The organism is Kitasatospora sp. NPDC053308 (genome assembly GCF_055585785.1).
This window is the reverse complement of sequence record NZ_JBVJJY010000001.1, coordinates 280,805-304,983: the sequence shown is the minus strand read 5'-3', so window position 1 is coordinate 304,983 and position 24,179 is coordinate 280,805. Positions and strand designations below refer to the sequence as shown.

Sequence of the window (24,179 nt, the reverse complement as noted above, 5' to 3'; positions counted from 1 at the left end):
GACTTGATCCGGCTCTGTTCGCTGACTACCGTTGCAGAACTTGTCTGGGTTTGTTCTTGGAAAGCGTGCACCAGTGGCTGATGTCAACAGCGACCTCGTCCCGGTCTGGGCCAGGGTCGTCGAGCGGCTGGTCAGCGACCCCGATGTCGGGGAGATGGACAAACAGTGGGTGCAGCGCACCCAGCCGATGTGGATGATGCACGACACCGCCCTGCTGGCGACCCCGAACGAGCGGGCCAAGCAGGTGCTGGAGGGCCGGCTGCTGCCGCAGCTCACCGAGGCCCTCAGCCGCGAGCTCAGCCGCCCGGTGCGGATCGCCGTCATGGTCGACGCCAACGCCGTGCCGACCACCCCGGCGCCCGCCGACCGGTCCCCCGAGCCCTACCCGGGCCCGGCCGAGGACACCGGCGGCTACGGCGGCCAGGACTACCAGCAGCCGTACGAACACGGCCAGCCCTACGAGAAGGGGCAGCCGTACGAGCAGGACTACGAGCGCCCCCGCTACGACACCGGCGGCTACGAACAGCGGCCCGCGGCGTACGGCGGTCCGGCCTCCGGCCCGCAGGGCTGGCAGGGCTACCCGGAGCAGCGCGCCCACTACGAGTCCGAGGAGCCCCCGCAGCGTCCGGCCCCGCGCCCGCTCCCGGGCCCGCCCGCGACCACCCAGGGCGACCTCTTCGGCGGCGCCTACGGCCCCGGCCCGAACGAGCAGCCCCGCGCGGGTGCCGGCCGCCGCGCCGCCGGCTCCCGGCCCACCGGCGGCCGTCCGGCGGAGAAGACCGCCCCGGACCGCTCGGGCGACCGGCCCGGAGAGCGGCCCGCCGTCCCCGGCGTGCCCGCCCCGCCCGGCGCTCCCCCGGCCGGCGGCTCGCGCAAGGACGAGCCGGCCGCTCGGCTGAACCCCAAGTACCTCTTCGACACCTTCGTCATCGGCGCCAGCAACCGCTTCGCGCACGCGGCGGCGGTGGCGGTCGCCGAGGCCCCGGCCAAGGCGTACAACCCGCTCTTCATCTACGGCGAGTCCGGGCTGGGCAAGACCCACCTGCTGCACGCCATCGGGCACTACTCGCGCAGCCTCTTCCCGGGCACCCGGGTGCGGTACGTGTCCTCGGAGGAGTTCACCAACGAGTTCATCAACTCGATCCGGGACGGCAAGGCGGACACCTTCCGCCGGCGCTACCGGGACATGGACATCCTGCTCGTGGACGACGTGCAGTTCCTCGCGAGCAAGGAGTCCACGCAGGAGGAGTTCTTCCATACCTTCAACACCCTGCACAACGCGAACAAGCAGATCGTCCTCTCGTCGGACCGGCCGCCCAAGCTGCTGACCACGCTGGAGGACCGGCTGCGCAACCGCTTCGAGTGGGGTCTGATCACCGACGTCACCCCGCCGGAGCTGGAGACCCGGATCGCGATCCTGCGCAAGAAGGCGATCCAGGAACAACTGAACGCTCCCGCCGACGTGTTGGAGTTCATCGCGTCCCGGATCACCCGCAACATCCGGGAGTTGGAGGGCGCGCTGATCCGGGTCACCGCCTTCGCCAACCTCAACCGGGCGCCGGTGGACCTGGAGCTGGCCGGGATCGTCCTGAAGGACCTGATCCCGGGCGGGGACGAGGACGCCGGTCCGGAGATCACGGCGCAGGTCATCATGCAGCAGACCGCCGCGTACTTCGGCCTGGGCGTGGACGACCTCTGCGGATCCTCCCGCAGCCGGGTGCTGGTGACGGCCCGCCAGATCGCGATGTACCTGTGCCGGGAGCTCACCGACCTGTCGCTGCCGAAGATCGGCGCGCAGTTCGGCGGCCGCGACCACACCACGGTGATGCACGCGGACCGCAAGATCCGCTCGCTGATGGCGGAGCGGCGCTCGATCTACAACCAGGTCACCGAACTCACCAACCGCATCAAGAGCTAGCCACCGCCGCGCACGCGGCCCGGAGGGCGTCAGGAGCGATCCCGGCGCCCTTTTTCGCGTGCCCGCAGGTGTGCGTCCCGGGCCGGCGGGGCAGAGATGTGGTCGACGGACGATCCACCAATCCACAGCCCGTGCCGAACAACTGACCGGTGATTCGAAAACCCGGGGCGCACAAGGCCGTTGTCCACAGGGCGGGTGACTTCCCCACAGTCCACAGGCCGGGGAGCCCGGAGTTATCCAGAATTCGTCCACAGGCCCGTCACCGCTACGCTCTTCCGCGCAGGTCAGGTGCCTGTGGACTTGTGCACAACGGTTATCCACAGGGTGTGGACAATTGACGCCCCGCCAGTGGGCCGTCCGGGTTATCCACCGGTTGTCCCCAGGCTCGGGGCGGTTATCCCCAGCTTGTCCACAGCGGCGTCCACAGTTCGACAACCGTGAGCTGGCGTTCATACCCTGGTGTGAAAGGCGTCACGAAAAGTTGACCGGCGCCCGTGGATAACCGGGCCCGGATCTGGGGACAGGGCTGGGGATAACCTGTGGATACCCTCCGTGGCCTGTGGGTAACGCTCGGCCGTCCACAGCGGGGTCTGTCCGTCCACAGCCGCCGTCCACACCCACTGTGGACAAAATTCGGGCTCTGACCTGCGGAAACGGGGTTATCCACGGTTTCCACAGGCCCTACTACTACCACTACACATGTAGACCGTGGACTTGCTTTCAAAGTGGGTGGGCCCCGAATCTGTGGACAACCGCGCCCCGACACCTGTTCGGGTTGCTTCCGCCCGTCTGCCCCGTCTGTCGGCGGAGTACGTCAGACTGTCCTTGCGACTGGAAGCGGAGTGAGCAGAGCTCGGCGGACAGCCCAACCGACGATCAAGATCAGACGAACCAGAGTGCGAGCGGGAGCGCTCGATCCAGGAGGCGGTTACCGGTGAAGTTCCGGGTGGAGCGTGACGTCCTCGCGGAGGCGGTGGCCTGGGCTGCCCGCAGCCTCCCGGCACGGCCGCCGGTGCCGGTGCTGGCCGGCCTGCTGCTGACGGCACAGGAGGGCAGCCTGGCGCTGTCCGGCTTCGACTACGAGGTCTCGGCCCGGGTCGAGCTGGAGGCGGACGTCGAGGAGGCCGGCACCGTCCTGGTCTCCGGTCGTCTGCTGAACGACATCTCCCGCAACCTCCCCAACAGGCCTGTGGAGATCTCCACCGACGGCCAGCGGGTCAGCGTGGTCTGCGGCAGCTCCCGCTTCACGCTCCCCACCCTCCCGGTGGACGAGTACCCGGCCCTGCCGCAGATGCCGACCGCCACCGGCACCGTCTCCGGCGACGTCTTCGCCTCCGCCGTCAGCCAGGCCGCGGTCGCCGCCGGCCGGGACGACACCCTCCCGGTGCTCACCGGTGTCCGGGTCGAGATCGAGGGCGACCGGATCACCCTGGCCGCCACCGACCGCTACCGCTTCGCCGTCCGCGAGCTGCTGTGGAAGCCCGAGCAGTCGGACATCTCCGCGGTCGCCCTGGTCCCGGCCAAGACCCTCCAGGACATCGCCAAGTCCCTGGGCAGCGGCGACAACGTCTCCATCGCGCTCTCCTCCGGCGGTGCCGGCGAGGGCCTGATCGGCTTCGAGGGGGCCGGCCGCCGGACCACCACCCGGCTGCTGGAGGGCGAGTTCCCCAAGTTCCGCAGCCTCTTCCCGACGGAGTTCAGCGCCGTCGCCGCGATCCAGACCCAGCCCTTCCTGGAGGCGCTCAAGCGCGTCTCGCTGGTCGCCGAGCGCAACACCCCGGTCCGCCTCAACTTCGAGCAGGGCGTGCTCACGCTGGAGGCCGGCTCGGGCGACGACGCCCAGGCCACCGAGCGGATCGAGGCCGACCTCGAGGGCGACGACATCTCGATCGCCTTCAACCCGGGCTACCTGGAGGAGGGCCTCAAGGCCATCGACTCCGCCTACGCCCAGCTGAGCTTCACCACCCCGACCAAGCCCGCGCTGCTCAGCGGCAAGGTCGCGGTGGACGCCGAGGAGGACAAGGCCTACCAGTACCTGATCATGCCGGTCCGCCTCTCCGGCTGACCCCTCCGGCCGGCCGCGCCCGGAACGGTTACCCACAGGCTGTGCACACCCGCTGTGCACAGCCTGTGGACGTCTCCCCCGGTCGGCCGACCGCAGGCGGGCCGCGGCGGTACAGCGCGTAGGCTCAAGGCGTGCGGCAACGGCGCCGCCGCCAGGCATGTCACCACAGGTAAGGACTTGGTCATGGAGCTCGGCCTCATCGGTCTCGGCAAGATGGGCGGCAACATGCGCGAGCGGATCCGCCGCGCCGGCCACACCGTCATCGGCTACGACCGCAACCCGGACGTCTCCGACGTCGAGAGCCTGCAGGAACTCGTCACCAAGCTGCAGGGCCCGCGCGTGGTCTGGGTGATGGTCCCGGCCGGCGCCGCCACCCAGGCGACCGTCGACGAGCTCGCCGAGCTGCTCTCCCCCGGTGACGTGGTGGTGGACGGCGGCAACTCCCGCTGGACCGACGACGTCAAGCACGCCGAGGCGCTGGCCGCCAAGGGCATCGGCTTCGTGGACTGCGGTGTCTCCGGCGGGGTCTGGGGCCTGGAGAACGGCTACGCGCTGATGTACGGCGGCGACGCCGAGCACGTCGCGCGGGTCCAGCCGGTCTTCGACGCGCTCAAGCCCGAGGGCGACTTCGGCTCGGTGCACGCGGGCGCGGTGGGCGCCGGCCACTTCGCCAAGATGGTCCACAACGGCATCGAGTACGCGATGATGCAGGCCTTCGCCGAGGGCTGGGAGCTGCTGGAGGCGGCCCCCGAGGTCACCGACGTGCGCGAGGTCTTCCGCAGCTGGCAGGAGGGCACCGTCATCCGCTCCTGGCTGCTGGACCTGGCCGTCCGCGCCCTGGACGAGGACGAGCACCTGGCCAAGCTGCGCGGCTGGGCCGCCGACTCCGGCGAGGGCCGCTGGACCGTCGAGGCCGCGATCGACCACGCCGTGCCGCTGCCGGCGATCACCGCCTCGCTGTTCGCCCGCTTCGCCTCCCGCCAGGACGACTCGCCGCAGATGAAGATGATCGCCGCCCTGCGCAACCAGTTCGGCGGCCACGCGGTCGAGTCCAAGTAACCGCAGGTCTCTCCACAGAAGGCGGGCGCAGTCCACAGCCATGCACGTCGCGCATCTGTCGCTCGCCGACTTCCGGTCGTACACCCGGGCCGAGGTGCCCCTCGACCCGGGTGTGACGGCCTTCGTGGGGCCCAACGGCCAGGGCAAGACCAACCTGGTCGAGGCCATCGGCTACGTCGCCACCCTGGGCAGCCACCGGGTCGCCACCGACGCCCCGCTGATCCGGCTGGGCGCCGACCGGGCGGTGATCCGCACCTCGGTGGTGGACCGCGGCCGCTCCACCCTGGTCGAGCTGGAGCTCACCCCGGGCAAGGCCAACCGGGCCCGGATCAACCGCTCGGACAGCGTCCGCCCGCGCGACGTGCTGGGGCTGTTGCGGACGGTGCTGTTCGCCCCCGAGGACCTCACCCTGGTCAAGGGCGACCCGGGCGAGCGCCGGCGCTTCCTGGACGAGCTGCTGACCGCCCGCGCACCCCGGCTGGCCGGTGTCCGGCAGGACTACGAGCGGGTGCTCAAGCAGCGCAACGCTCTGCTGAAGACCGCCGCGATGGCCCGCCGGGCCGGCGGCGGCAAGGGCGCCGACCTGTCCACCCTGGAGGTCTGGGACGGCCACCTGGCCCGCGCGGGAGCCGAGTTGACGGCCTTCCGGATCCAGCTGGTGGCCGCCCTGCAGCCGCTGGTGACGGCCGCGTACGGGCAGTTGGCGCCCGGCGGCGGCGAGACCGCCCTGGAGTACCGCAGCTCCTTCGAGGGCGAGCTGCCGACCAGCCGCGAGCAGGCCGAGGAACAGCTGCTGCAGGCCCTGCGGGCGGTCCGCAAGCAGGAGGTCGAGCGCGGCCTCACCCTGGTCGGTCCGCACCGCGACGAGCTGGTGCTCAAGCTCGGCCCGCTGCCGGCCAAGGGCTACGCCAGCCACGGCGAGTCCTGGTCGTACGCGCTGGCGCTGCGGCTGGCCTCGTACGAACTGCTGCGCGCCGACGGCGGCGAGCCGGTGCTGATCCTGGACGACGTGTTCGCCGAGCTGGACGCGGCCCGCCGGGACCGGCTGGCCGACCTGGTGGCCGACGGTGAGCAGGTGCTGGTGACGGCGGCGGTCGCCGAGGACGTGCCGAAGGCGCTGGCCGGTGCCCGGTTCACGGTGGCCGACGGCGCCGTGAACCGCGTGGACGCCTGACCCGCGGCACCGCTCTCCACGATCCGCACACTCCGGCGGCCGGGCGCCGACCCGGCCGTCCGTCGTCCGTGTCCTCCCGTACGCTGGATCGCTCAGCGTTGTCCACAGGCTGGGGAAAGGAGATCGCCGTGAGCGAGCCGGCGGAGAACTCCCCCCTGTCCGGGGCCGGCGAGCCGACGGGTGTCGACCTCGCGCGCTCGGTCCTGCGGGCGGCCCGTGCCCAGGCCCGCCAGCGCGGCGAGCAGGTCCAGCAGAAGCGCGAGGCGAAGCGGCACGGCCTGCGCAGCGGTGCCCGTTCGGACGGCCGCGACCCGGTCCCGCTGGGAGCGGCGCTGAACCGGCTGTTGACCGAGCGCGGCTGGGAGTCCTCGGCCGCGGTCGGCGGGGTGATGGGCCGTTGGCCGCAGATCGTCGGGCCCGACATCGCCGCGCACTGCCACCCCTCTTCCTACGACGAGGCCGCCGCGGTGCTCACCGTGCAGTGCGATTCGACCGCATGGGCCACTCAACTCCGCTGGCTGGCACGGCAGTTGGTGGCACGTCTGAACCACGAGCTGGGCCACGGCACGGTCAAGACCATCAAGGTGCTGGGCCCGGCGGCACCCGCCCGCGGCTACGGCCGGCTGCGGGCGCCGGGGAGCAAGGGACCGGGCGACACCTGGGGGTGACCGGGGCGGGTCCGGGACGGATCGGATGGCGATCTTCCGGAACCCCTGACAGCCCTCCCAGGCGCTCTGGGGCCCCCGGTCGAGTATCGGGACATGTGCGGAGGGGCTTCAGGGCGGCATATCTGCCTTCAAGGGCTGCCAAACGCCCATCTATGTCAGTCGTACCGGTAGACTGAGAGCCAAACACTGTTGCTAGTGGCAACCGAGTCGAAACACTGTGGTCGCACGCCCGCCCGGACCGGCGGGGATGCGGCCCGTGCTGTGCCAGAGAGGGCGCTTCGTGGCCGATTCCGGCAACCCCAGCCAGACCCCAGACCAGACCGACCAGGCTTCCTACACCGGGAGCAACATCCAGGTGCTGGAAGGCCTCGACGCCGTCCGCAAGCGCCCCGGCATGTACATCGGTTCCACCGGTGAGCGCGGCCTGCACCACCTGGTGCAGGAGGTCGTGGACAACTCCGTCGACGAGGCGATGGCCGGGTACGCCGACACCATCGACGTGACGATCATGTCCGACGGCGCGATCCGCGTCGTCGACAACGGCCGCGGCATCCCGGTGGACATCGTCCCGGGCCAGGACAAGCCGGCCGTCGAGGTCGTCCTCACCGTCCTGCACGCCGGCGGCAAGTTCGGCGGCGGCGGCTACGCCGTCTCCGGCGGTCTGCACGGCGTCGGCGTCTCCGTGGTGAACGCGCTGTCCACCCGGCTCTCCGTGGAGATCCACAAGGACGGCCACATCTGGACCCAGGACTACAAGATGGGCGCGCCGACCGCCGCCCTGGTCAAGGGCGCGGAGACCGACCGGACCGGCACCACGGTCACCTTCTGGGCCGACCCCGACATCTTCGAGACCACCGTCTACTCCTTCGAGACCCTCTCCCGGCGCTTCCAGGAGATGGCCTTCCTCAACAAGGGCCTGTCGATCTCGCTGACCGACGAGCGCCCCGAGCACGTGGACGAGGAGGGCAAGCCGCTCACCGTCACGTACAAGTACGACGGCGGCATCGCCGACTTCGTCGCCCACCTCAACTCCCGCAAGGGCGAGGTCATCCACCCCTCGGTGATCGACTTCGAGGCGGAGGACAAGGACAAGGCGATCTCGGTGGAGATCGCGATGCAGTGGAACTCCTCCTACACCGAGGGGGTCTACAGCTTCGCCAACACCATCCACACCCACGGCGGCGGTACCCACGAGGAGGGCTTCCGCGCCGCGCTGACCGGCCTGGTCAACCGCTACGCGCGGGACAAGAAGCTGCTCCGCGAGAAGGACGACAACCTCTCCGGCGAGGACATCCGCGAGGGTCTGACCGCGATCATCTCGGTCAAGCTCGGCGAGCCGCAGTTCGAGGGCCAGACCAAGGACAAGCTCGGCAACACCGAGGCCAAGACCTTCGTCCAGAAGGTCGTCCACGAGCAGCTCAACGACTGGCTGGACCGCAACCCCAACGAGGCTTCGGACATCATCCGCAAGTCCATCCAGGCCGCCACCGCGCGCGTCGCCGCCCGCAAGGCCCGCGACCTGACGCGCCGCAAGGGCCTGCTGGAGTCCGCCTCGCTGCCTGGCAAGCTCTCGGACTGCCAGTCCAAGGACCCGTCCGAGTGCGAGATCTTCATCGTCGAGGGTGACTCCGCCGGCGGCTCGGCCAAGCAGGGCCGCGACCCGCGCACCCAGGCCATCCTGCCGATCCGCGGCAAGATCCTGAACGTCGAGAAGGCCCGGATCGACAAGGTGCTGCAGAACACCGAGGTCCAGGCGCTGATCTCGGCCTTCGGCTGCGGCATCCAGGAGGACTACGACGAGGCCAAGCTCCGGTACCACAAGATCGTCCTGATGGCCGACGCCGACGTCGACGGACAGCACATCCGGACCCTGCTGCTGACCCTGCTGTTCCGCTTCATGCGGCCGCTGGTCGAGGCCGGGTACGTCTACCTCGCCATGCCCCCGCTGTACAAGATCAAGTGGGGCAAGGACGACTTCGAGTACGCCTACTCCGACCGCGAGCGCGACGCGCTGATCGCCGCCGGGGTGGAGGCCGGGCGCCGGCTCCCCAAGGACGACGCGATCCAGCGGTTCAAGGGTCTCGGCGAGATGAACGCCGAGGAGCTCCGGGTCACCACCATGGACGCCGAGCACCGGCTGCTGCTCCAGGTCACCCTGGAGGACGCCGCCCGCGCCGACGAGCTGTTCTCCGTGCTGATGGGCGAGGACGTCGAGGCCCGCCGCTCCTTCATCCAGCGCAACGCCAAGGACGTCCGCTTCCTGGACGTGTGACGCCTGCACCGCAGGCCCCGCACGTACCAGTCCGCGTGAAAGGAAACTGACCACCAGTGGTCGACGACAACCGTCCCGACGCCGAACAGCCCGAGACCCCCGAAGCCGCCGAGGCCACCGCCCAGGCGACGATGCGGATCGAGCCGGTCGAGCTCGAGACCGAGATGCAGCGCTCGTACCTCGACTACGCGATGAGCGTGATCGTCAGCCGTGCGCTGCCCGAGGTCCGCGACGGCCTCAAGCCGGTGCACCGCCGCGTGCTCTACGCGATGTACGACGGCGGGTACCGCCCCGAGAAGGGCTACTACAAGTGCGCCCGCGTCGTCGGCGACGTGATGGGCAACTACCACCCGCACGGCGACACCTCGATCTACGACACCGTGGTCCGCCTGGCCCAGCCGTGGTCGATGCGGATGCCGCTGGTGGACGGCAACGGCAACTTCGGCTCCCCGGGCAACGACCCGGCGGCGGCCATGCGCTACACCGAGTGCAAGATGATGCCGCTGGCCATGGAGATGATGCGCGACATCGACGAGGAGACCGTCGACTTCGCGCCCAACTACGACGGCCGCTCGCAGGAGCCGACCGTCCTCCCGGCCCGCTTCCCCAACCTGCTGGTCAACGGTGCCACCGGCATCGCGGTCGGCATGGCCACCAACATCCCGCCGCACAACCTGCGCGAGGTGGCCTCCGGCGCGCTCTGGTACCTGGAGAACCCGGAGGCCTCCAACGAGGAGCTGCTGGAAGCCCTGATCGAGCGGATCAAGGGCCCCGACTTCCCGACCGGCGCGCTGATCGTCGGCCGCCGCGGGATCGACGACTACTACCGCACCGGCCGCGGCTCGGTCACCATGCGCGCCGTCGTCGAGGTCGAGGAGATCCAGGGCCGACAGTGCCTGGTGATCACCGAGCTGCCGTACCAGGTCAACCCGGACAACCTCGCGCTGAAGATCGCCGACCTGGTCAAGGACGGCAAGATCGCCGGCATCGCGGACGTCCGCGACGAGTCCTCCTCCCGCACCGGCACCCGCCTGGTGGTCGTGCTCAAGCGCGACGCGGTGGCCAAGGTCGTGCTGAACAACCTGTACAAGCACACCGAGCTGCAGACCAACTTCGGCGCCAACATGCTGGCCCTGGTCGACGGCGTGCCGCGCACCCTGTCGCTGGACGCCTTCATCCGGCACTGGGTCAACCACCAGGTCGAGGTCATCGTCCGGCGGACCACCTTCCGCCTGCGCAAGGCCGAGGAGCGCGCCCACATCCTGCGCGCCCTGCTCAAGGCCCTGGACCTGATCGACGAGGTCATCGCGCTGATCCGGGCCTCGGCGAGCGCCGACGCCGCCCGCACCGGCCTGATGGGCCTGCTCGACATCGACGAGCTCCAGGCCAACGCCATCCTGGAGATGCAGCTGCGCCGCCTGGCCGCCCTGGAGCGCCAGCGGATCATGGACGAGCACGACGAGCTGCAGCGCAAGATCGACGAGTACAACGCGATCCTGGCCTCGCCGACCCGCCAGCGGGAGATCATCTCCGAGGAGCTCACCGCGATCGTCGAGAAGTACGGCGACGAGCGGCGCTCCACCCTCATCCCGTCCGACGGCGACCTCTCCATCGAGGACCTCATCGCCGAGGAGGACATCGTCGTCACGATCACCCGTGGCGGCTACGTCAAGCGGACCCGCTCCGACCTCTACCGCTCGCAGAAGCGCGGCGGCAAGGGCGTGCGCGGTGCCCAGCTGAAGCAGGACGACATCGTCGACCACTTCTTCGTGACGACGACCCACAACTGGATCCTGTTCTTCACCAACAAGGGCCGGGTCTACCGCGCCAAGGGCTACGAGCTGCCGGACGCCGGGCGCGACGCCCGCGGCCAGCACGTCGCCAACCTGCTGGCCTTCCAGCCGGGCGAGCACATCGCCCAGGTGATGGCCGTCCGGACGTACGAGGACAAGCCGTACCTGGTCCTCGCGACCCGGGCCGGCCTGGTGAAGAAGTCCCCGCTGAAGGACTACGACTCCCCGCGCTCCGGCGGCCTGATCGCGATCAACCTGCGCCAGGACGAGGAGGGCCGGGACGACGAGCTGATCGGCGCCGAGCTGGTCTCCTCCGAGGACGACCTGCTGCTGGTCTCCAAGAAGGCCCAGTCGATCCGCTTCACCGCTACCGACGACGCCCTGCGGCCCACCGGCCGCGCCACCTCCGGCGTCAAGGGCATGGCCTTCCGCGAGGACGACGAGCTGCTCTCGATGAACGTCGTCCGCCCGGGCACGTACGTCTTCACCGCCACGGACGGCGGCTACGCCAAGCGGACGGGTGTGGACGAGTACCGTGTCCAGGGACGCGGTGGCTACGGCACCAAGGCGGCGAAGATCGTCGAGGGCCGGGGTTCGCTCGTCGGCGCACTGGTGGTGGACGAAACCGACGAGATCATGGCGATCACCCTCTCGGGCGGGGTGATCCGCACCAGGGTTTCCGAGGTTCGTGAAACCGGACGTGACACCATGGGCGTCCAACTGATCAACCTCGGAAAGCGCGACGCGGTCGTGGGCATGGCCCGCAACGCGGAGGCCGAGGACGAGGAGACGGCGGAGGACGAGGTCACCGGCACCGAGTCCACCGAGACGACCGAGGGTGCGGAGACGGCGGTCGACGGAGACGTCGAGGCCTGAACCGAACCGCAGACCGGTGCCGCCGCGTCCACGACGTGGGTACGGCGGCACCGGCCGCCGACCAGTTCCGGGCAATCCCGCCGGGCGCTGGATGACGAGTGACGTAGCAGGGCGGCGGCGCCGTCCTGGTGGGAAGTGCGGGAGGACCAGGTGAGTGGAGCCACGGGTGCTGCGGGAGGAACCTCCGGCGGCCGTCCGGGCGCGCAGGGCGGTGGCTCGTACGGCGTGCCGCAGCCGCCGACCGAGCACTCGGCCGCGTCCACCTCGCTGATGCCGCCGGTCGGCGGCGCGGGCCAGAGCGGCGCGACCTACGGCGGCCAGACGCCGCCGGCGCCGGGAACCCCGGCGCCCGGCTCGGGGGGCTTCTCCCAGCCGACCACCTACGCCAAGGGGCAGCCGACCCCGGCCCGGGGCACCCGGACCTCGGGCAACACCCCGCCGGGCGGCACCCCCGTCCCCGGGGCCGCGCGCCGCCCCGCCGCGCCGCCCGCGGTGGCCGGCCCCGGCCTCGGCCGGACCCGCAAGGCCCGGCTGCGGGTGACCAAGGTCGACCCGTGGTCGGTGATGAAGGTCAGCTTCCTGCTCTCGCTGGCCGTCGGCATCATCATCATCGTGGCCGCGGCCGTGCTGTGGATGACCCTGGACTCGCTCGGCGTCTTCGACTCCCTGAGCAAGACCCTCAAGGACGTCACCGGCTCCGACAGCAGCGGCGGCGTCAACCTGATGGACTACGTCGGCTTCGGCAAGGTGATGACCTTCACCACGCTGATCGCCGTGGTCGACGTCGTCCTGCTGACCGCGCTGTCCACCCTCTCCGCGTTCATCTACAACGCGGCGGCCGGCTTCACCGGCGGCGTCGAGCTGACCCTGGCCGAAGAGGACTGACCCGGCCGGTTCCTGACCCGCGCTCAGCTCCCCGTCCACGGACGGAATGCACGGGCCCCACAGGCTGTTGCAGCCGGTGGGGCCCGTTCGGCATTCGGGTGACAGCCGGCGCCCCGCGGCGTGCCGCCCGGAAGCGGGTCAGCGGCCGTGGGATTAGCTGGGTGGCACCCGCTCCGCGCCTGGGAGTGCCGCAGGCCGCCCCCGGTCCGCCCGACCGGGTCAGGTGAGTTCAGCAGGACGACTGGACGGAGGCGCGCGGTGGCGAAGCTCGCAGGTCAACTGGTCGAGGCCCTGGACGGGCTGCTGGGGCTGCCGGTACCGCTGCGGGTACAGGCCTGGGACGGCAGCGTCGCCGGGCCGCCCGGGGCACCCACCCTGGTCCTGCGCAACCGCCGGGCGCTGCGCCGCCTGCTCTGGCAGCCGGGCGAGCTGGGTCTGGCCCGGGCCTACGTCGCGGGGGACCTCGAGATCGCCCCCGGCTCCGACCTCTACGAGGTGCTCTCCGTGGTCGGCCGGTTCGCCGAGCTGCCGGAGATCCGCACGCTCGACCTCGGCCCGCGGGTGCTGCTCGGCGCCAGGGGCCGCCGGGCCATCGCGGCCGCCCTGCGCGCCGGGGCGCTCGGCCCCCAGCCGGCGCCGCCCCGGGAGGAGGTCCGCAAGGCCGAGGGCCGGCTGCACAGCCGCAGCAGGGACCGCGCGGCCATCAGCCACCACTACGACGTGGGGAACGACTTCTACCGCCTCGTGCTGGGCTCCTCGATGGTCTACTCGTGCGCCTACTGGACGCCGGAGGCGAAGAGCCTGGAGGCCGCCCAGGAGGCCAAACTGGACCTGATCTGCCGCAAGCTCGGCCTGCGGCCCGGGATGCGGCTGCTGGATGTCGGGTGCGGCTGGGGCTCGCTCCTGCTGCACGCGGCCCGGCACTACGGCGTCACCGCGGTCGGCGTCTCCATCTCCCGGGAGCAGGTCGCGCTGGCCCGCGCCCGGGTCGAGGAGGCCGGCCTGGGCGACCGGGTCGAGGTCCGGCTGCAGGACTACCGGGAGATCCCCGACGGGCCGTTCGACGCGATCTCCAGCGTCGGGATGGCCGAGCACGTCGGCTCCGAGCAGTACCGGGTCTACGCCGAGGGCCTGTACGGGCTGCTCACGCCCGGCGGCCGGCTGCTCAACCACCAGATCGCCCGCCGCCCCGACCACCCCGGCGAACCCCACCGCACCAGCCCCTTCATCGACCGCTACGTCTTCCCCGACGGCGAGCTCTCCCCCGTCGGTTCCACGGTGTCCCGGTTGGAGGAGGCGGGCTTCGAGGTGCGGGACGTCGAGTCGCTGCGCGAGCACTACGGGCTGACCCTGCGCGAGTGGGTGGCCAACCTGGAGGCGCACTGGACGGAGGCGGTCCGGCTGGTCGGCCGCGGCCGGGCCCGGGTCTGGCGGCTGTACATGGCCGCCTCCGCGCTGGCCTTCGAGCAGAACCGGATCGGGATCAACCAGGTCCTCGCCGTCCGCAGCACCGAGGAGGGCGCGGCGGGGCTGCCGCCGACCCGCGAGGAGTGGCTGCTGCGCCGCTCGGCCGTGGCCCGGCAGCCGGTCTCGGGGGCCCGCGCCGCGGCCCCCGCCGATACGGATTTGGGGGATCGGCGGTCGGTCCGCTAATCTTTCAGTGCGGCAAGGGCCTATAGCTCAGACGGTTAGAGCGCTTCCCTGATAAGGAAGAGGCCACAGGTTCAAGTCCTGTTAGGCCCACCACCGCGAAGGCCCCGGAGTGATCCACTCCGGGGCCTTCGACGTTTTCGCGGATCGGCCGGATTCCGGTACGATCTCTGTTCGGCGAGGGCCTATAGCTCAGACGGTTAGAGCGCTTCCCTGATAAGGAAGAGGCCACAGGTTCAAGTCCTGTTAGGCCCACCTCCCCGAAGGGCCCGGAGTGATCCACTCCGGGCCCTTCGGCGTTCCCGGCCGCGGTCCGCTCGGGATCCGGCCGGGATTCCCGGTCGGGTCGTGGACGGGCCGTCCGCCCGGGCAGGAGGTGCGGCGTCAATCCTCGGACCGGACCGCCGGGTTGGTCGCGCCGGTGGCTGGTCACGATTGGGATACCGGTGTGTATCATCGGCCGCAAGGGCAGTCTGGCACCCGGCCGCCCGTTCGCGCTCGAAACACAACTGGACTCGTCGGCCCGGTCAGTCCGGCCGGATCCGGCTCTTGAGTCCACCAACGCAAGAAGGACGAGGTCCCGCGGTGAAGAAGCTTCTCCTGGTCGCCCTGGTCGCCCTCGGCGGCTTCTTTGTCTACCGTCAGGTCCAGGCGGACCGCGCCGAGCAGGACCTGTGGACCGAGGCCACCGACCCGGTTCCGGCCGGTCGCTGAGCCCGGGCGATCTGACGATCGACGATCTTCGGGGGCGCCGTCCCGCGCCCCCCGGGCCGGCCGGCCCGGTCGACCGACCGGACCGGCCGGCCCGGTCGACCGACCGGACCGGCCGGCCCCCTTCAGGGGACGGCGCTGGGAAACGCGCCGGAACCCGGTACGCTAGTGCCCGTTGGCACGCGCAGTGCCGTCGAGGGGCATTAGCTCAGTTGGTAGAGCGCTGCCTTTGCAAGGCAGATGTCAGGAGTTCGAGTCTCCTATGCTCCACAGCCCGCAGTAGCCGATCGGCCGCTGACCAGGATCCTGGTCAGCGGCCGATCGGCGTTTCCGGGGTCTCCGCGCCTTCCGTACGGTCAGTCCGTGGGGGTGCCCTCGCCGTCGGCCGACCCGGCGGCCTCGGCCTCCGGGCCGGAGCCGTTCGCCGGGGCGGTGGCGGCGTGCGCGCCGACCGGACGGGATCCCGGCCCCGCCGGGGGTTCGACCAGCCACTCCGGGTCGCTGTGCCGCCGCCACCACTGCCAGGCCACCAGACCGCTGCCGATCGCCACCAGGCCGGCCACGGCGAGGCCGGTGGACCACCCGCGGCACCGCTCCTTCCGGGCGTTGCGGGCGGCGAGCCGGCTGATCTCGGCGGAGCTGACGTGGCCCTGCAGGGCGGTGAGCGCGGCGGCGCTCCGGGACTGCGCCTCCTGGGCGACCGGGACGACCACGGCCCGGGCGTCGTCGACCGCCTGGGTGACCCTGGGGACGACGGTGGCGCGGGCCTGGTCGGTGGCCCGGGTGGCGGAGAGCTTGGCCGCCAGGGCGGCCTCCTGGGCCCGGTGGAGGGCCTTCAGGGCGTTCTGCTGGGCCTCCGGCGGCAGGCTGGCGAAGGCGTGGCCGAACTGCGGGGCGAGGTGCTTGTCGTACTGGACGCGGAGGTTGTGGGCGGCCTGGGTGGCCAGCGGCCCGACGGCGTCCAAGGCGGGGCCGAGGCGCTGCTTGGCGCCGTCCGCGAACTGCGTGGCGGTGTCCCGGGTCCTGGCGGCCGTTTCACGGGCTGAGTCCGAAAAGCTCACGAGTCTCTCCTCCTGGTGGCGTCCTTTACGCACCTATCCACCTGCTTTACGCACCTATCCACCTGAATGCTGATCATGCATGCTGATTTGTCCGACGGCACCCCGGGTGGGCCGTACGCGGGGTGGGACGGGATGCGGTGCAGTGACCCGTGCGCGGCGGGCGCGGCAGTAGGCTGGCGGTTTCGGAGGTCGTGCACGGGAAGGGGACCCGCTGATGCTCCCGGACGAGCCGCGGTCGGCGGCCGATCGGTCCCCGGAGGCCGGCATGCCCGGGTGCTACCGGCATCCGCAGACGCCCACCGGGATCTCCTGCACCCGGTGCGAGCGGCCGATCTGCCCGCAGTGCATGGTGGCCGCCGCGGTGGGCTTCCAGTGCCCCGACTGCGTCGGCGACGGGCACGCCGGGGCTCGGCGGGCGACCACCCGGTTCGGCGGCGCGCCCGCCGTCGACGGCGGGCTGGTCACCAGGGTGCTGATCGGCATCAACATCGTCGTCTGGCTGCTGGCCGCCTACGTGCTCACGCCGCGGCTGGGCCAGGTCTGGTCGCTGTTCAGCGCCGGGCGGGACGTCCTCGGCGGCCCGGCCGGCGTCGCCGACGGCCCGGACCAGTGGTACCGGCTGCTGACCGCCACCTTCCTGCACCTGGAGTGGTGGCACATCGGGCTGAACATGCTGGTGCTGTTCTGGCTGGGCCCGCCGCTGGAGGAGGCGCTCGGCCGGCTCCGCTTCCTGGCCCTCTACCTGGTCTCCGGCCTGGGCGGCAGCACCTTCGCCTTCCTCGTGGCCGGGCACCTGATGAACTCGGTCGGGGCCTCCGGGGCGATCTTCGGGCTGATCGGCGCGACGATCGTGATGCAGCTGCGCAACCGGGGGCCGCTGGCCCCGGCGGTGGCGTTCCTGGTCTTCAACCTGGTCGTCACCTTCTCCCGCCCGGGCATCGACTGGCGGGCGCACCTCGGCGGGCTGGCGCTGGGCGCGCTGACCGCGGCCGGCCTGATGTACGCCCCGCGCGAGCGCCGGGGACTGGTGCAGGGCCTGGCGGTGGCGGGGGCCCTGGCGGTGGAGGCGGCGATGCTGCTGATCGGGATGTCCCTCTACGGCTCCTGAGGAACCGGACGTTTGTCCACAGCGGGTGCGGGGTTGTGCACAGGCTGTGCGCCGACCGGCCTGTGGACTCCTGTTCTACGCGCGTCTTGCTGTGCGGTTCCCCTACCTGCGAGGAGTTGTGCACAGCTGTGGACGGCCGCGACCGGAAAAGTTATCCACAGGCTGGGGGGACTTTTCCCCAGTGTGGATAACCATGTGGATAAGCGTGACAGTCCGATGGTGGGGATAACCGACCGGCTTCCCGCCCGGCTCCGGGCACGCCTGACCGCCGCCCCGGGACAAGCGATCCGGAGCGGCGGGAATCGGCCCAGCCGGGCCTCAGGACGAGCGGTCCGTCACTTCCACTGGGTGGAGACGCCGAAGCCCGCGGCGATGAAGCCGAAGCCCACCAGGATGTTCCAGTTCCGCCAGCCCTCGACCGGGTAGGAGCCGCTGGTCACGTAGTAGGTGACGATCCACACCAGGCCGATCAGGAACAGTGCCAGCATCAGCGGCGCGACCCAGCCGCGGCCCGAGCTGATCTTCACCGCGGCCGCGGTCGGCGGGGTGTAGTCGGACTTCTTGCGGAGTCGAGACTTCGGCACGAGGGGTTCTCCTGTCGATGCGCTGTGAGACCGCGCAGAGGTGCAGCGGGTGTGTCGGTCGACGGACGGCCGTGGAGAACGCTCTGGGGGACGCTCCGCACATGCCACCGGCGTCCGTTAGCGTAGTGGCTCGGCGGGTCTTGAGGAGATAAGGGTACGGTGACTAATTTGTCGATTCCCCCCGGGTCGGCCCGTACCCGTCGTTCCGGTACCCGAATTGTCGGACGTACCCTGACCTGCGCCGTCTTCGCACTCGCCGGTCTGCTCTTCTACATCAGCGCGCAGACCGCCCGCGGCACCGACCTGAGGACCGACAACTCGCTGCTGAGCCTCGGCGACGTGATCCGCCAGCGCAGCGCCCAGAACCAGCAGGCGCAGTCCCAGCTCGCCGACCTCCAGGCCCGCTCCCAGGACCTCACCGAGCAGCAGGGCCACAGCCCCGCCGACGCCGCGAAGCTGGACGGCCTGCGGCTCGGTGCCGCGCTGGAGCCCCTGCAGGGCGGCGGCCTGACCGTCACCCTCAACGACGCCCCGCCGAACGCCACCGCCCGCATCCCGGGCGTCCCCGAGCCCGGCGTCAACGACCTGGTCATCCACCAGCAGGACATCCAGGCCGTGGTCAACGCGCTGTGGCGGGGCGGCGCGGAGGGCGTGCAGGTGATGGACCAGCGGTTGATCTCCACCAGTGCCGTCCGCTGCGTCGGCAACACCCTGCTCCTCCAGGGGCGGGTCTACTCCCCGCCGTACGTGGTCAAGGCGGTGGGGAAGACCGACGCGCTGCGCTCGGCCGTCGACGCGGACCCGACGATCCGCAACTACCTGCAGTACGTCCAGGCGTACGGGCTGGGCTGGAAGGTCCAGGAGAGCGGCGACCTGACCCTGCCGGGGTACTCCGGCACCACCGAGCTGCGATCGGCGGGCGGACAGCAGTAGCCGACCGGCCTCGCGGGCGTGGGAGGCGGGTCTAGTCTTGACCCAGTCCGCTACGACGAGGGAGCACCATGTACGGCTTCATCTGGCGTCACCTGCCGGGGAACACCCTGGTCAAGGCCGTCATCTCGGTGCTCCTCGTCCTGGGGATCGTCTACCTGCTCTTCACCTACGTCTTCCCTTGGGCGGAACCGCTGCTCCCCTTCGGCGACGTCACAGTGGACGGCGGCGGCGACGGCGCCGCGACCGGCTGAGCCGGCCGCCCGGCCCCGCCTCCAGTACCGCCACCCAGCACCGCCACCCGGCACCGCATCCCACGGAGACCACGCGCGCATGACCACCCAGTCGCCCCCGCCCCGCATCCTGGTGGTGGACAACTACGACAGCTTCGTCTTCAACCTGGTCCAGTACCTGTACCAGCTCGGTGCCACCTGCGAGGTGGTGCGCAACGACGAGGTGACCGTCGAGCACGCCGTCCGCCGCTCCGGCGAGGAGGGCTTCGACGGCGTCCTGCTCTCCCCCGGGCCCGGCTCGCCGGAGGAGGCCGGGGTCTGCATCGAGATGGTGCACCACTGCGCCGGCATCGGGCTCCCGGTGTTCGGCGTCTGCCTGGGCCTGCAGTCGCTCGCCGTCGCCTACGGCGCGGTGGTCGACCGGGCGCCGGAGCTGCTGCACGGCAAGACCTCGCTGGTCGAGCACGAGGACGGCGGGGTGTTCGAGGGCCTCCCCTCGCCGCTGACCGCGACCCGCTACCACTCGCTCGCGGTCGAACCGTCCACCGTGCCGGAGGAGTTGGTCGTCACCGCGCGGACCGAGAGCGGCGTGATCATGGGCCTGAGGCACCGTGAACTGCCGGTCGAGGGCGTGCAGTTCCACCCCGAGTCGGTGCTCACCGAGGGTGGGCACCGGATGCTCGCCAACTGGCTCGCGGAGTGCGGCTTCCCGCAGGCCGTCGACCGGTCGGCCGGGCTCGCCCCGGTGATCGGCCGGGGCTGAGCGGCGTGACCACGCTGCGTCCGGAGGGGCGTTACCAGCCGGAGGCGGACCCGTACGGCGGCGCGCAGCACTACGGAGCCCCCCGGCAGGGCGAGCCGCAGTACGGCGGAGGTCCGAACGGCGGGGCGCCGTACGCCGACGGCCCGTACCAGCAGGCGGCCCCGGTCCAGACCGTGCCCGAGGACGCCTGGGGCGTCTACGAGCAGGCCGAGGAGCCCCTGCAGGACGGGCCCGAGTACCCCTGGCTGCCGGACCAGACCCTGCAGCTGCGGCTGCCCGCCGGGATGGGGGCGGCGGCCGAGCCGGCCGCGCCCACGGGCGGCCGGGCCGAGCGCCGCAGGGCGGCGCAGGGCCGTACAGCGATCCGCTCCGGCAGCGGGCGGCGCCGGGCGAAGGGCCGCGCCGCCGGGCGGGTGCGCCCCAAGGAGTCCGCGGTCGTGGTGGCCGCCCGGGCCGTCGGCGAGCTGTGCATCACGCTGGGCGTGGTGATGCTGCTGTTCGTCGCCTACCAGCTCTGGTGGACCAACGTGCAGGCCGACGCCGCCGCGGACGGGGCCCGCAACAAGCTGGAGCAGCAGTTCGACGCGGCGGCCCCCGGCCAGACCGGCCAGCCCGCCCCGGACCCGAACAAGCCCGAGGTGTTCGAGCCCGGCAAGGGCTTCGCCATCATCTACCTGCCCAAGCTGGGGCTGAAGTTCCCGATCGCCGAGGGCACGTCCAAGTCGGCGGTGCTCGACAAGGGCCTCGTCGGCCACTATCCGGGCACCGGGATGCCGGGCGACAAGGCGGGCAACTTCGCGCTCGCCGCCCACCGCAACACCCACGGCGAGCCGTTCCGGTACATCAACCAGCTCGGCAAGGGCGACAAGATCGTGGTGGAGACGGCCGCCGGGTACTACACCTACGAAGTCACCGGGGGCATCCCGGAGACCTCCCCCAGCAACGTGAGCGTGATCAAGCCGGTGCCGAACGGCGCCGGGTACGCGGGCCCCGGCCGCTACATCACGCTGACCACCTGCACCCCCGAATTCACCTCCAAGTTCCGTCTCATCGTCTTTGGGAAGATGATCGAGGAACGGCCGCGCAGCCAAGGCAAGCCGGCCGCGATCACGGGCGGGTAGCCGCCCGGACGCCCGGCCCGGAGGGGGAGCACCGCAGATGCAGGACGACGAGACCGCCCGGCCGGAAGAACCCGGGCGGGACTCCCTCCCGCCCTCCGGGCGCCCGGCCGGGCGCGGGCGGAGCCGGGCGCTGGCCGCGCTCGGGGTGTTCGGCGAACTGCTGATCACCCTGGGCCTGGTGCTGGGCCTGTTCGTGGCCTACTCGCTGTGGTGGACCAACGTGCAGGCCGACCGCTCCGCCTCGCAGGCCGCCGACCGGCTGCGCGGCGCCTGGGCCGCGGGCCCGACGGCCGCCCCCTCGGCCACCCCCGGCACCGCGGCTCCCGGCGCTCCGCCCGCGCCGAGGCAGTTCGCCGTCGGCGACGACGTGGGCTTCCTGCACGTCCCGGCGATGGGCCGGGACTTCCAGGTGCTGATCCGGATGGGCACCTCCACCGAGGTCCTGGACGAGGGCGTGGCGGGCGTCTACGAGCAGCCGTACAAGGCCGCGATGCCCTGGGACCCGACGGGCAACTTCGCCCTGGCCGCGCACCGGGACGGCCACGGCGCCAAGTTCCACGACCTGGACGCCGTCCACCAGGGCGACGCGGTCGTCGTCGAGACCAAGGACAAGTGGTACGTCTACAAGGTCGACAGCACGCTGCCCGAGACCTCGAAGTTCGACACCGGCATCGTGGCGCCCGTCCCGGCGCGCGCCGGGTACGCCGGGCCCGGCCGGTACATCACCCTGACCACCTGCACGCCGGTCTACACCTCGCGGTACCGGATGGCGGTCTGGGGGAGCCTGGTGCGGGTGGACGACGTGGACGCCAAGCGCACCCCGCCGCCGGAACTGCGCCACTCCTGACGGCCCGTGAGGGCCCTGCCGGGGCCGGGTGAGGGCCCGCTGGGAACGGGAACACCGGAACGCCCGAGGGCCCGCCGCATCCGTTGCGGCGGGCCCTCGGGCGTCGTCCTGGGTGTCCCCGGGTGTCCTCTGGATCCCGGCCCCGGTTCAGCCGAACCAGGGGAAGATCGGAGGCCTAGTGGTCCCCTTTGGCGGGTGGGGTGGTGGGGTCGCCCCCTTTGGTCGGATCGGCCGGCTTGGTGAAGAGCTGGACCTGGGTGTTCGGGTCCAGCATGGTGCCGGCTCCCGGGTTGCTCATCTGGACGATCGCGTTCGGGTCCTGCGGGCCGATCACCGAGTAGCCCAGGCCCGCCTTGGAGAGCTGGGCGATGGCGTCCGAGAGCTTGACGTTCTGCAGCGGCGGCACCTGGGCCTTGTCCGGCGCCTTGTAGATCGTCAGCGCGATCTTCGAGTTGGGCGCGGCCTTGGTGTTGGGCTGGAGCGACTGCGCGGCGACGGTGTTGATCTTGCTCGGGTCGTTGGTCGACGTGGTCTTCGAGGAGTCGACCTGGAAGCCGGCGCCGGTGAGCGTGGCCTCCGCGGCCTCCTTCTGGGAGCCGACCACGTTCGGGACGTTCACCTTGCTCTTGCCCTGGGAGACCGTCAGCTTGATCGGCGCCGTCGGGTCCGCGGGCGTGTTCGCCGCAGGGTCCTGGGCGGTGACGGTGTCCTGCGGGGCGGTGTCGTCGTCCTTGTACTCGGGGGTGCCGACGTTGGTGAAGCCGGCCGCGGCCAGCGCCTGCAGCGCCTGGTCCTTGGTCTTGCCCACCAGGGGCGGCACGGTCAGCTTCGCCGGGCCGGAGGAGACCTGCACCGTGATCGTCGCGGTCTCGGCGACCTGGCTGCCGGGCGCCGGGGTCTGGGTGCAGACCTGGTCCTTCTTGATGTTCGCGTCCGGGCAGGCGATCTTCTCGCCCTCGGTCACCACGAGCTTGGAGCCGGCCGCCGCGGCGGCGGTCTTGGCGTCGGCCAGGCTCTTGCCGACCAAGTTCGGTGCGGCGATCTTCGCGGGGTCCTTCTTGTCGTTGTTGCTGAACATCGCCTGGGCCACGAAGAAGGTGCCGACCAGGACCAGCACGGCGGCCACCGCCAGCACGATCCACGAGGTGTTGCTCTTCTTCGGCCGGTCGTCGCCGCGTCGGCCGCCGCCCTGGCCGTAGCCGTCGTCGCCGCCCGCCCCGCCGGCGTACGTCTGGCCGTAGCCGTCGTCCTGCTGCCCGTAGCCGGGCTGCCCGGAGGCCTGCGGCAGCAGGGTGGTCGGGCCGCCGGGCTGCTGCGGCAGCACGTTGGTCTGGCCGTACGGGTCGTGCTGCTGGGGGTAGCCGTTCTGGTCGTAGCCGTAGCCGGCCGCGCCCATGCCGTAGGCGGCCTGCTGGGCGGCGGCCACCGGCAGGCCGTCGAGGAAGCGCTCGATGTCGTCGCGCATCTCGTCGGCGCTCTGGTAGCGGTAGTCCCGCTCCTTGGCGAGCGCCTTCAGTACGATCGCGTCGATCTCGGGGCGCACCTCGGGGTCGAAGACCGACGGCGGCTGCGGCTCCTCCCGGACGTGCTGGTAGGCCACCGCGACCGGCGAGTCGCCGACGAACGGCGGGCGGACGGTCAGCAGCTCGTAGAGCAGGCAGCCGGTGGAGTAGAGGTCGGAGCGGGCGTCGACCTGCTCGCCCTTGGCCTGCTCGGGGGAGAGGTACTGGGCGGTGCCGATGACGGCGGAGGTCTGCGTCATGGTCATCCCGGCGTCACCCATCGCGCGGGCGATGCCGAAGTCCATCACCTTGACGTTGCCTTGCCGGGTCAGCATCACGTTGGCGGGCTTGATGTCGCGGTGCACGATGCCGGCCCGGTGCGAGTACTCCAGGGCCTGGAGGATGCCGATGGTCATCTCCAGCGCCCGCTCGGGCAGCAGCCGGCGGCCGGAGTGCAGCAGTTCGCGCAGCGTCGACCCCTCGACGTACTCCATCACGATGTACGGGATGGAGATGCCGTCGATGTAGTCCTCGCCGGTGTCGTACACGGCGACGATCGCGGGGTGGTTCAGGGACGCCGCCGACTGGGCCTCACGGCGGAAGCGGGCCTGGAACGACGGATCCCGGGCCATGTCGGCCCGGAGCGTCTTCACGGCGACGGAACGGCCGAGCCGGGTGTCATGGGCGAGGTACACCTCGGCCATGCCGCCGCGTCCGAGGACGCCGCCGAGCTCGTACCTGCCGCCTAGGCGACGAGGCTCTTCCATAGTTCCGACCCTCTCCCTCACCCGCCGGTGAGGTTGTGACGTAGGTGTCCCCGCACGCTCTGGGTGACGCCGCGCGGTCCGCGACCGGTTCTCCGGCCGGGCCGAGCGGTGCCTCGCGGGCGGCAACGGGCACACCCGCTGCTGGCGGATACGCTACCGGTCGCACCCCATCGGACCGGAGTCAGCCGTCGG

At 71.3% G+C, this 24,179-nt stretch carries 19 protein-coding genes and 3 tRNA genes; 19 read left to right on the top strand and 3 right to left on the bottom strand.

Annotated features, from left to right (window positions below; all coding sequences use genetic code 11):
• The first annotated feature begins 73 nt into the window (after window positions 1-73).
• The 13 genes from dnaA (at window position 74) to ACZ6Y7_RS01350 (ending at window position 15,341) form a co-directional block, all read left to right on the top strand.
• Window positions 74-1,918 (top strand): chromosomal replication initiator protein DnaA, encoded by a 1,845-nt coding sequence (gene dnaA / locus ACZ6Y7_RS01410; RefSeq protein ID WP_465755828.1) that lies wholly within the window; start codon window positions 74-76, stop codon window positions 1,916-1,918.
• A 934-nt stretch (window positions 1,919-2,852) separates the two neighbouring features.
• A complete protein-coding gene (gene dnaN / locus ACZ6Y7_RS01405) occupies window positions 2,853-3,983 on the top strand; it encodes a DNA polymerase III subunit beta (RefSeq protein ID WP_465755827.1) in 1,131 nt (376 codons plus the stop codon).
• Between the two features lie 183 nt (window positions 3,984-4,166).
• Window positions 4,167-5,042, top strand: a complete 876-nt coding sequence (gnd, locus tag ACZ6Y7_RS01400; RefSeq protein ID WP_402223791.1) for a phosphogluconate dehydrogenase (NAD(+)-dependent, decarboxylating) — start codon at window positions 4,167-4,169, stop codon at window positions 5,040-5,042.
• Between the two features lie 40 nt (window positions 5,043-5,082).
• Window positions 5,083-6,216, top strand: a complete 1,134-nt coding sequence (gene recF / locus ACZ6Y7_RS01395; RefSeq protein WP_465755826.1) for a DNA replication/repair protein RecF — start codon at window positions 5,083-5,085, stop codon at window positions 6,214-6,216.
• A gap of 128 nt (window positions 6,217-6,344) precedes the next feature.
• The gene (locus tag ACZ6Y7_RS01390) at window positions 6,345-6,884 is read left to right on the top strand and encodes a DciA family protein (RefSeq protein ID WP_465755825.1); all 540 of its coding nucleotides are present in this window, start codon (window positions 6,345-6,347) and stop codon (window positions 6,882-6,884) included.
• A gap of 256 nt (window positions 6,885-7,140) precedes the next feature.
• On the top strand, window positions 7,141-9,156 hold the full coding sequence (gyrB, locus tag ACZ6Y7_RS01385; protein WP_402223797.1) for a DNA topoisomerase (ATP-hydrolyzing) subunit B: 2,016 nt from the start codon (window positions 7,141-7,143) through the stop codon (window positions 9,154-9,156).
• Window positions 9,157-9,287: 131 nt separating this feature from the next.
• Window positions 9,288-11,825: a DNA gyrase subunit A gene (gyrA, locus tag ACZ6Y7_RS01380; protein WP_465756456.1), complete on the top strand. Its 2,538-nt coding sequence runs from the start codon at window positions 9,288-9,290 to the stop codon at window positions 11,823-11,825.
• A 150-nt stretch (window positions 11,826-11,975) separates the two neighbouring features.
• On the top strand, window positions 11,976-12,710 hold the full coding sequence (locus ACZ6Y7_RS01375) for a DUF3566 domain-containing protein (RefSeq protein ID WP_465755824.1): 735 nt from the start codon (window positions 11,976-11,978) through the stop codon (window positions 12,708-12,710).
• A gap of 258 nt (window positions 12,711-12,968) precedes the next feature.
• The gene (locus ACZ6Y7_RS01370; RefSeq protein WP_465755823.1) at window positions 12,969-14,363 is read left to right on the top strand and encodes a class I SAM-dependent methyltransferase; all 1,395 of its coding nucleotides are present in this window, start codon (window positions 12,969-12,971) and stop codon (window positions 14,361-14,363) included.
• A gap of 16 nt (window positions 14,364-14,379) precedes the next feature.
• Window positions 14,380-14,456 (top strand) — tRNA-Ile (locus ACZ6Y7_RS01365).
• An 85-nt stretch (window positions 14,457-14,541) separates the two neighbouring features.
• Window positions 14,542-14,615: transfer RNA gene (locus ACZ6Y7_RS01360), tRNA-Ile, on the top strand.
• Between the two features lie 330 nt (window positions 14,616-14,945).
• Window positions 14,946-15,074 (top strand): DLW-39 family protein, encoded by a 129-nt coding sequence (locus tag ACZ6Y7_RS01355; protein WP_014137031.1) that lies wholly within the window; start codon window positions 14,946-14,948, stop codon window positions 15,072-15,074.
• 194 nt (window positions 15,075-15,268) lie between these two features.
• Window positions 15,269-15,341, top strand: a tRNA-Ala gene (locus tag ACZ6Y7_RS01350).
• Between the two features lie 86 nt (window positions 15,342-15,427).
• Here ACZ6Y7_RS01350 and ACZ6Y7_RS01345 read toward each other — a convergent pair.
• Window positions 15,428-16,132, bottom strand: a complete 705-nt coding sequence (locus ACZ6Y7_RS01345) for a DUF5324 family protein (protein ID WP_465755822.1) — start codon at window positions 16,130-16,132, stop codon at window positions 15,428-15,430.
• A 265-nt stretch (window positions 16,133-16,397) separates the two neighbouring features.
• Between ACZ6Y7_RS01345 and ACZ6Y7_RS01340 the strand changes: the two genes are divergently transcribed.
• Window positions 16,398-17,240: a rhomboid family intramembrane serine protease gene (locus ACZ6Y7_RS01340; RefSeq protein WP_465755821.1), complete on the top strand. Its 843-nt coding sequence runs from the start codon at window positions 16,398-16,400 to the stop codon at window positions 17,238-17,240.
• A gap of 335 nt (window positions 17,241-17,575) precedes the next feature.
• Here the strand turns inward: ACZ6Y7_RS01340 and crgA are convergent, their stop codons facing one another.
• The gene (gene crgA / locus ACZ6Y7_RS01335) at window positions 17,576-17,824 is read right to left on the bottom strand and encodes a cell division protein CrgA (RefSeq protein ID WP_402223808.1); all 249 of its coding nucleotides are present in this window, start codon (window positions 17,822-17,824) and stop codon (window positions 17,576-17,578) included.
• A 168-nt stretch (window positions 17,825-17,992) separates the two neighbouring features.
• Here crgA and ACZ6Y7_RS01330 point away from each other — a divergent pair, with 168 nt between their 5' ends.
• From ACZ6Y7_RS01330 to ACZ6Y7_RS01310, 5 genes are all read left to right on the top strand, one after another.
• Complete coding sequence (locus ACZ6Y7_RS01330; RefSeq protein ID WP_465755820.1) at window positions 17,993-18,757, top strand: DUF881 domain-containing protein; 765 nt, start codon at window positions 17,993-17,995, stop codon at window positions 18,755-18,757.
• A 68-nt stretch (window positions 18,758-18,825) separates the two neighbouring features.
• Complete coding sequence (locus tag ACZ6Y7_RS01325; protein WP_465755819.1) at window positions 18,826-19,008, top strand: hypothetical protein; 183 nt, start codon at window positions 18,826-18,828, stop codon at window positions 19,006-19,008.
• A gap of 79 nt (window positions 19,009-19,087) precedes the next feature.
• On the top strand, window positions 19,088-19,750 hold the full coding sequence (locus ACZ6Y7_RS01320) for an aminodeoxychorismate/anthranilate synthase component II (RefSeq protein ID WP_465755818.1): 663 nt from the start codon (window positions 19,088-19,090) through the stop codon (window positions 19,748-19,750).
• A 5-nt stretch (window positions 19,751-19,755) separates the two neighbouring features.
• Window positions 19,756-20,871, top strand: coding sequence for a class E sortase (locus ACZ6Y7_RS01315; RefSeq protein WP_465755817.1), 1,116 nt, complete (start codon window positions 19,756-19,758; stop codon window positions 20,869-20,871).
• Window positions 20,872-20,908: 37 nt separating this feature from the next.
• Complete coding sequence (locus ACZ6Y7_RS01310; RefSeq protein WP_465755816.1) at window positions 20,909-21,718, top strand: class E sortase; 810 nt, start codon at window positions 20,909-20,911, stop codon at window positions 21,716-21,718.
• A 175-nt stretch (window positions 21,719-21,893) separates the two neighbouring features.
• On the opposite strand, the gene pknB is transcribed toward ACZ6Y7_RS01310, so the two are convergent.
• Window positions 21,894-23,987: a Stk1 family PASTA domain-containing Ser/Thr kinase gene (pknB, locus tag ACZ6Y7_RS01305; RefSeq protein ID WP_465755815.1), complete on the bottom strand. Its 2,094-nt coding sequence runs from the start codon at window positions 23,985-23,987 to the stop codon at window positions 21,894-21,896.
• Between the last annotated feature and the right edge of the window lie 192 nt (window positions 23,988-24,179).

Coding starts and splice junctions, on each gene's coding strand:
- gnd (WP_402223791.1), top strand. CDS start 4,167: ATGGAGCTCGGCCTCATCGGTCTCGGCAAGATGGGCGGCAACATGCGC.
- recF (WP_465755826.1), top strand. CDS start 5,083: ATGCACGTCGCGCATCTGTCGCTCGCCGACTTCCGGTCGTACACCCGG.
- gyrA (WP_465756456.1), top strand. CDS start 9,288: ATGCGGATCGAGCCGGTCGAGCTCGAGACCGAGATGCAGCGCTCGTAC.
- ACZ6Y7_RS01340 (WP_465755821.1), top strand. CDS start 16,398: ATGCCCGGGTGCTACCGGCATCCGCAGACGCCCACCGGGATCTCCTGC.
- ACZ6Y7_RS01325 (WP_465755819.1), top strand. CDS start 18,826: ATGTACGGCTTCATCTGGCGTCACCTGCCGGGGAACACCCTGGTCAAG.
- ACZ6Y7_RS01320 (WP_465755818.1), top strand. CDS start 19,088: ATGACCACCCAGTCGCCCCCGCCCCGCATCCTGGTGGTGGACAACTAC.
- ACZ6Y7_RS01310 (WP_465755816.1), top strand. CDS start 20,909: ATGCAGGACGACGAGACCGCCCGGCCGGAAGAACCCGGGCGGGACTCC.
- pknB (WP_465755815.1), bottom strand. CDS start 23,987: ATGGAAGAGCCTCGTCGCCTAGGCGGCAGGTACGAGCTCGGCGGCGTC.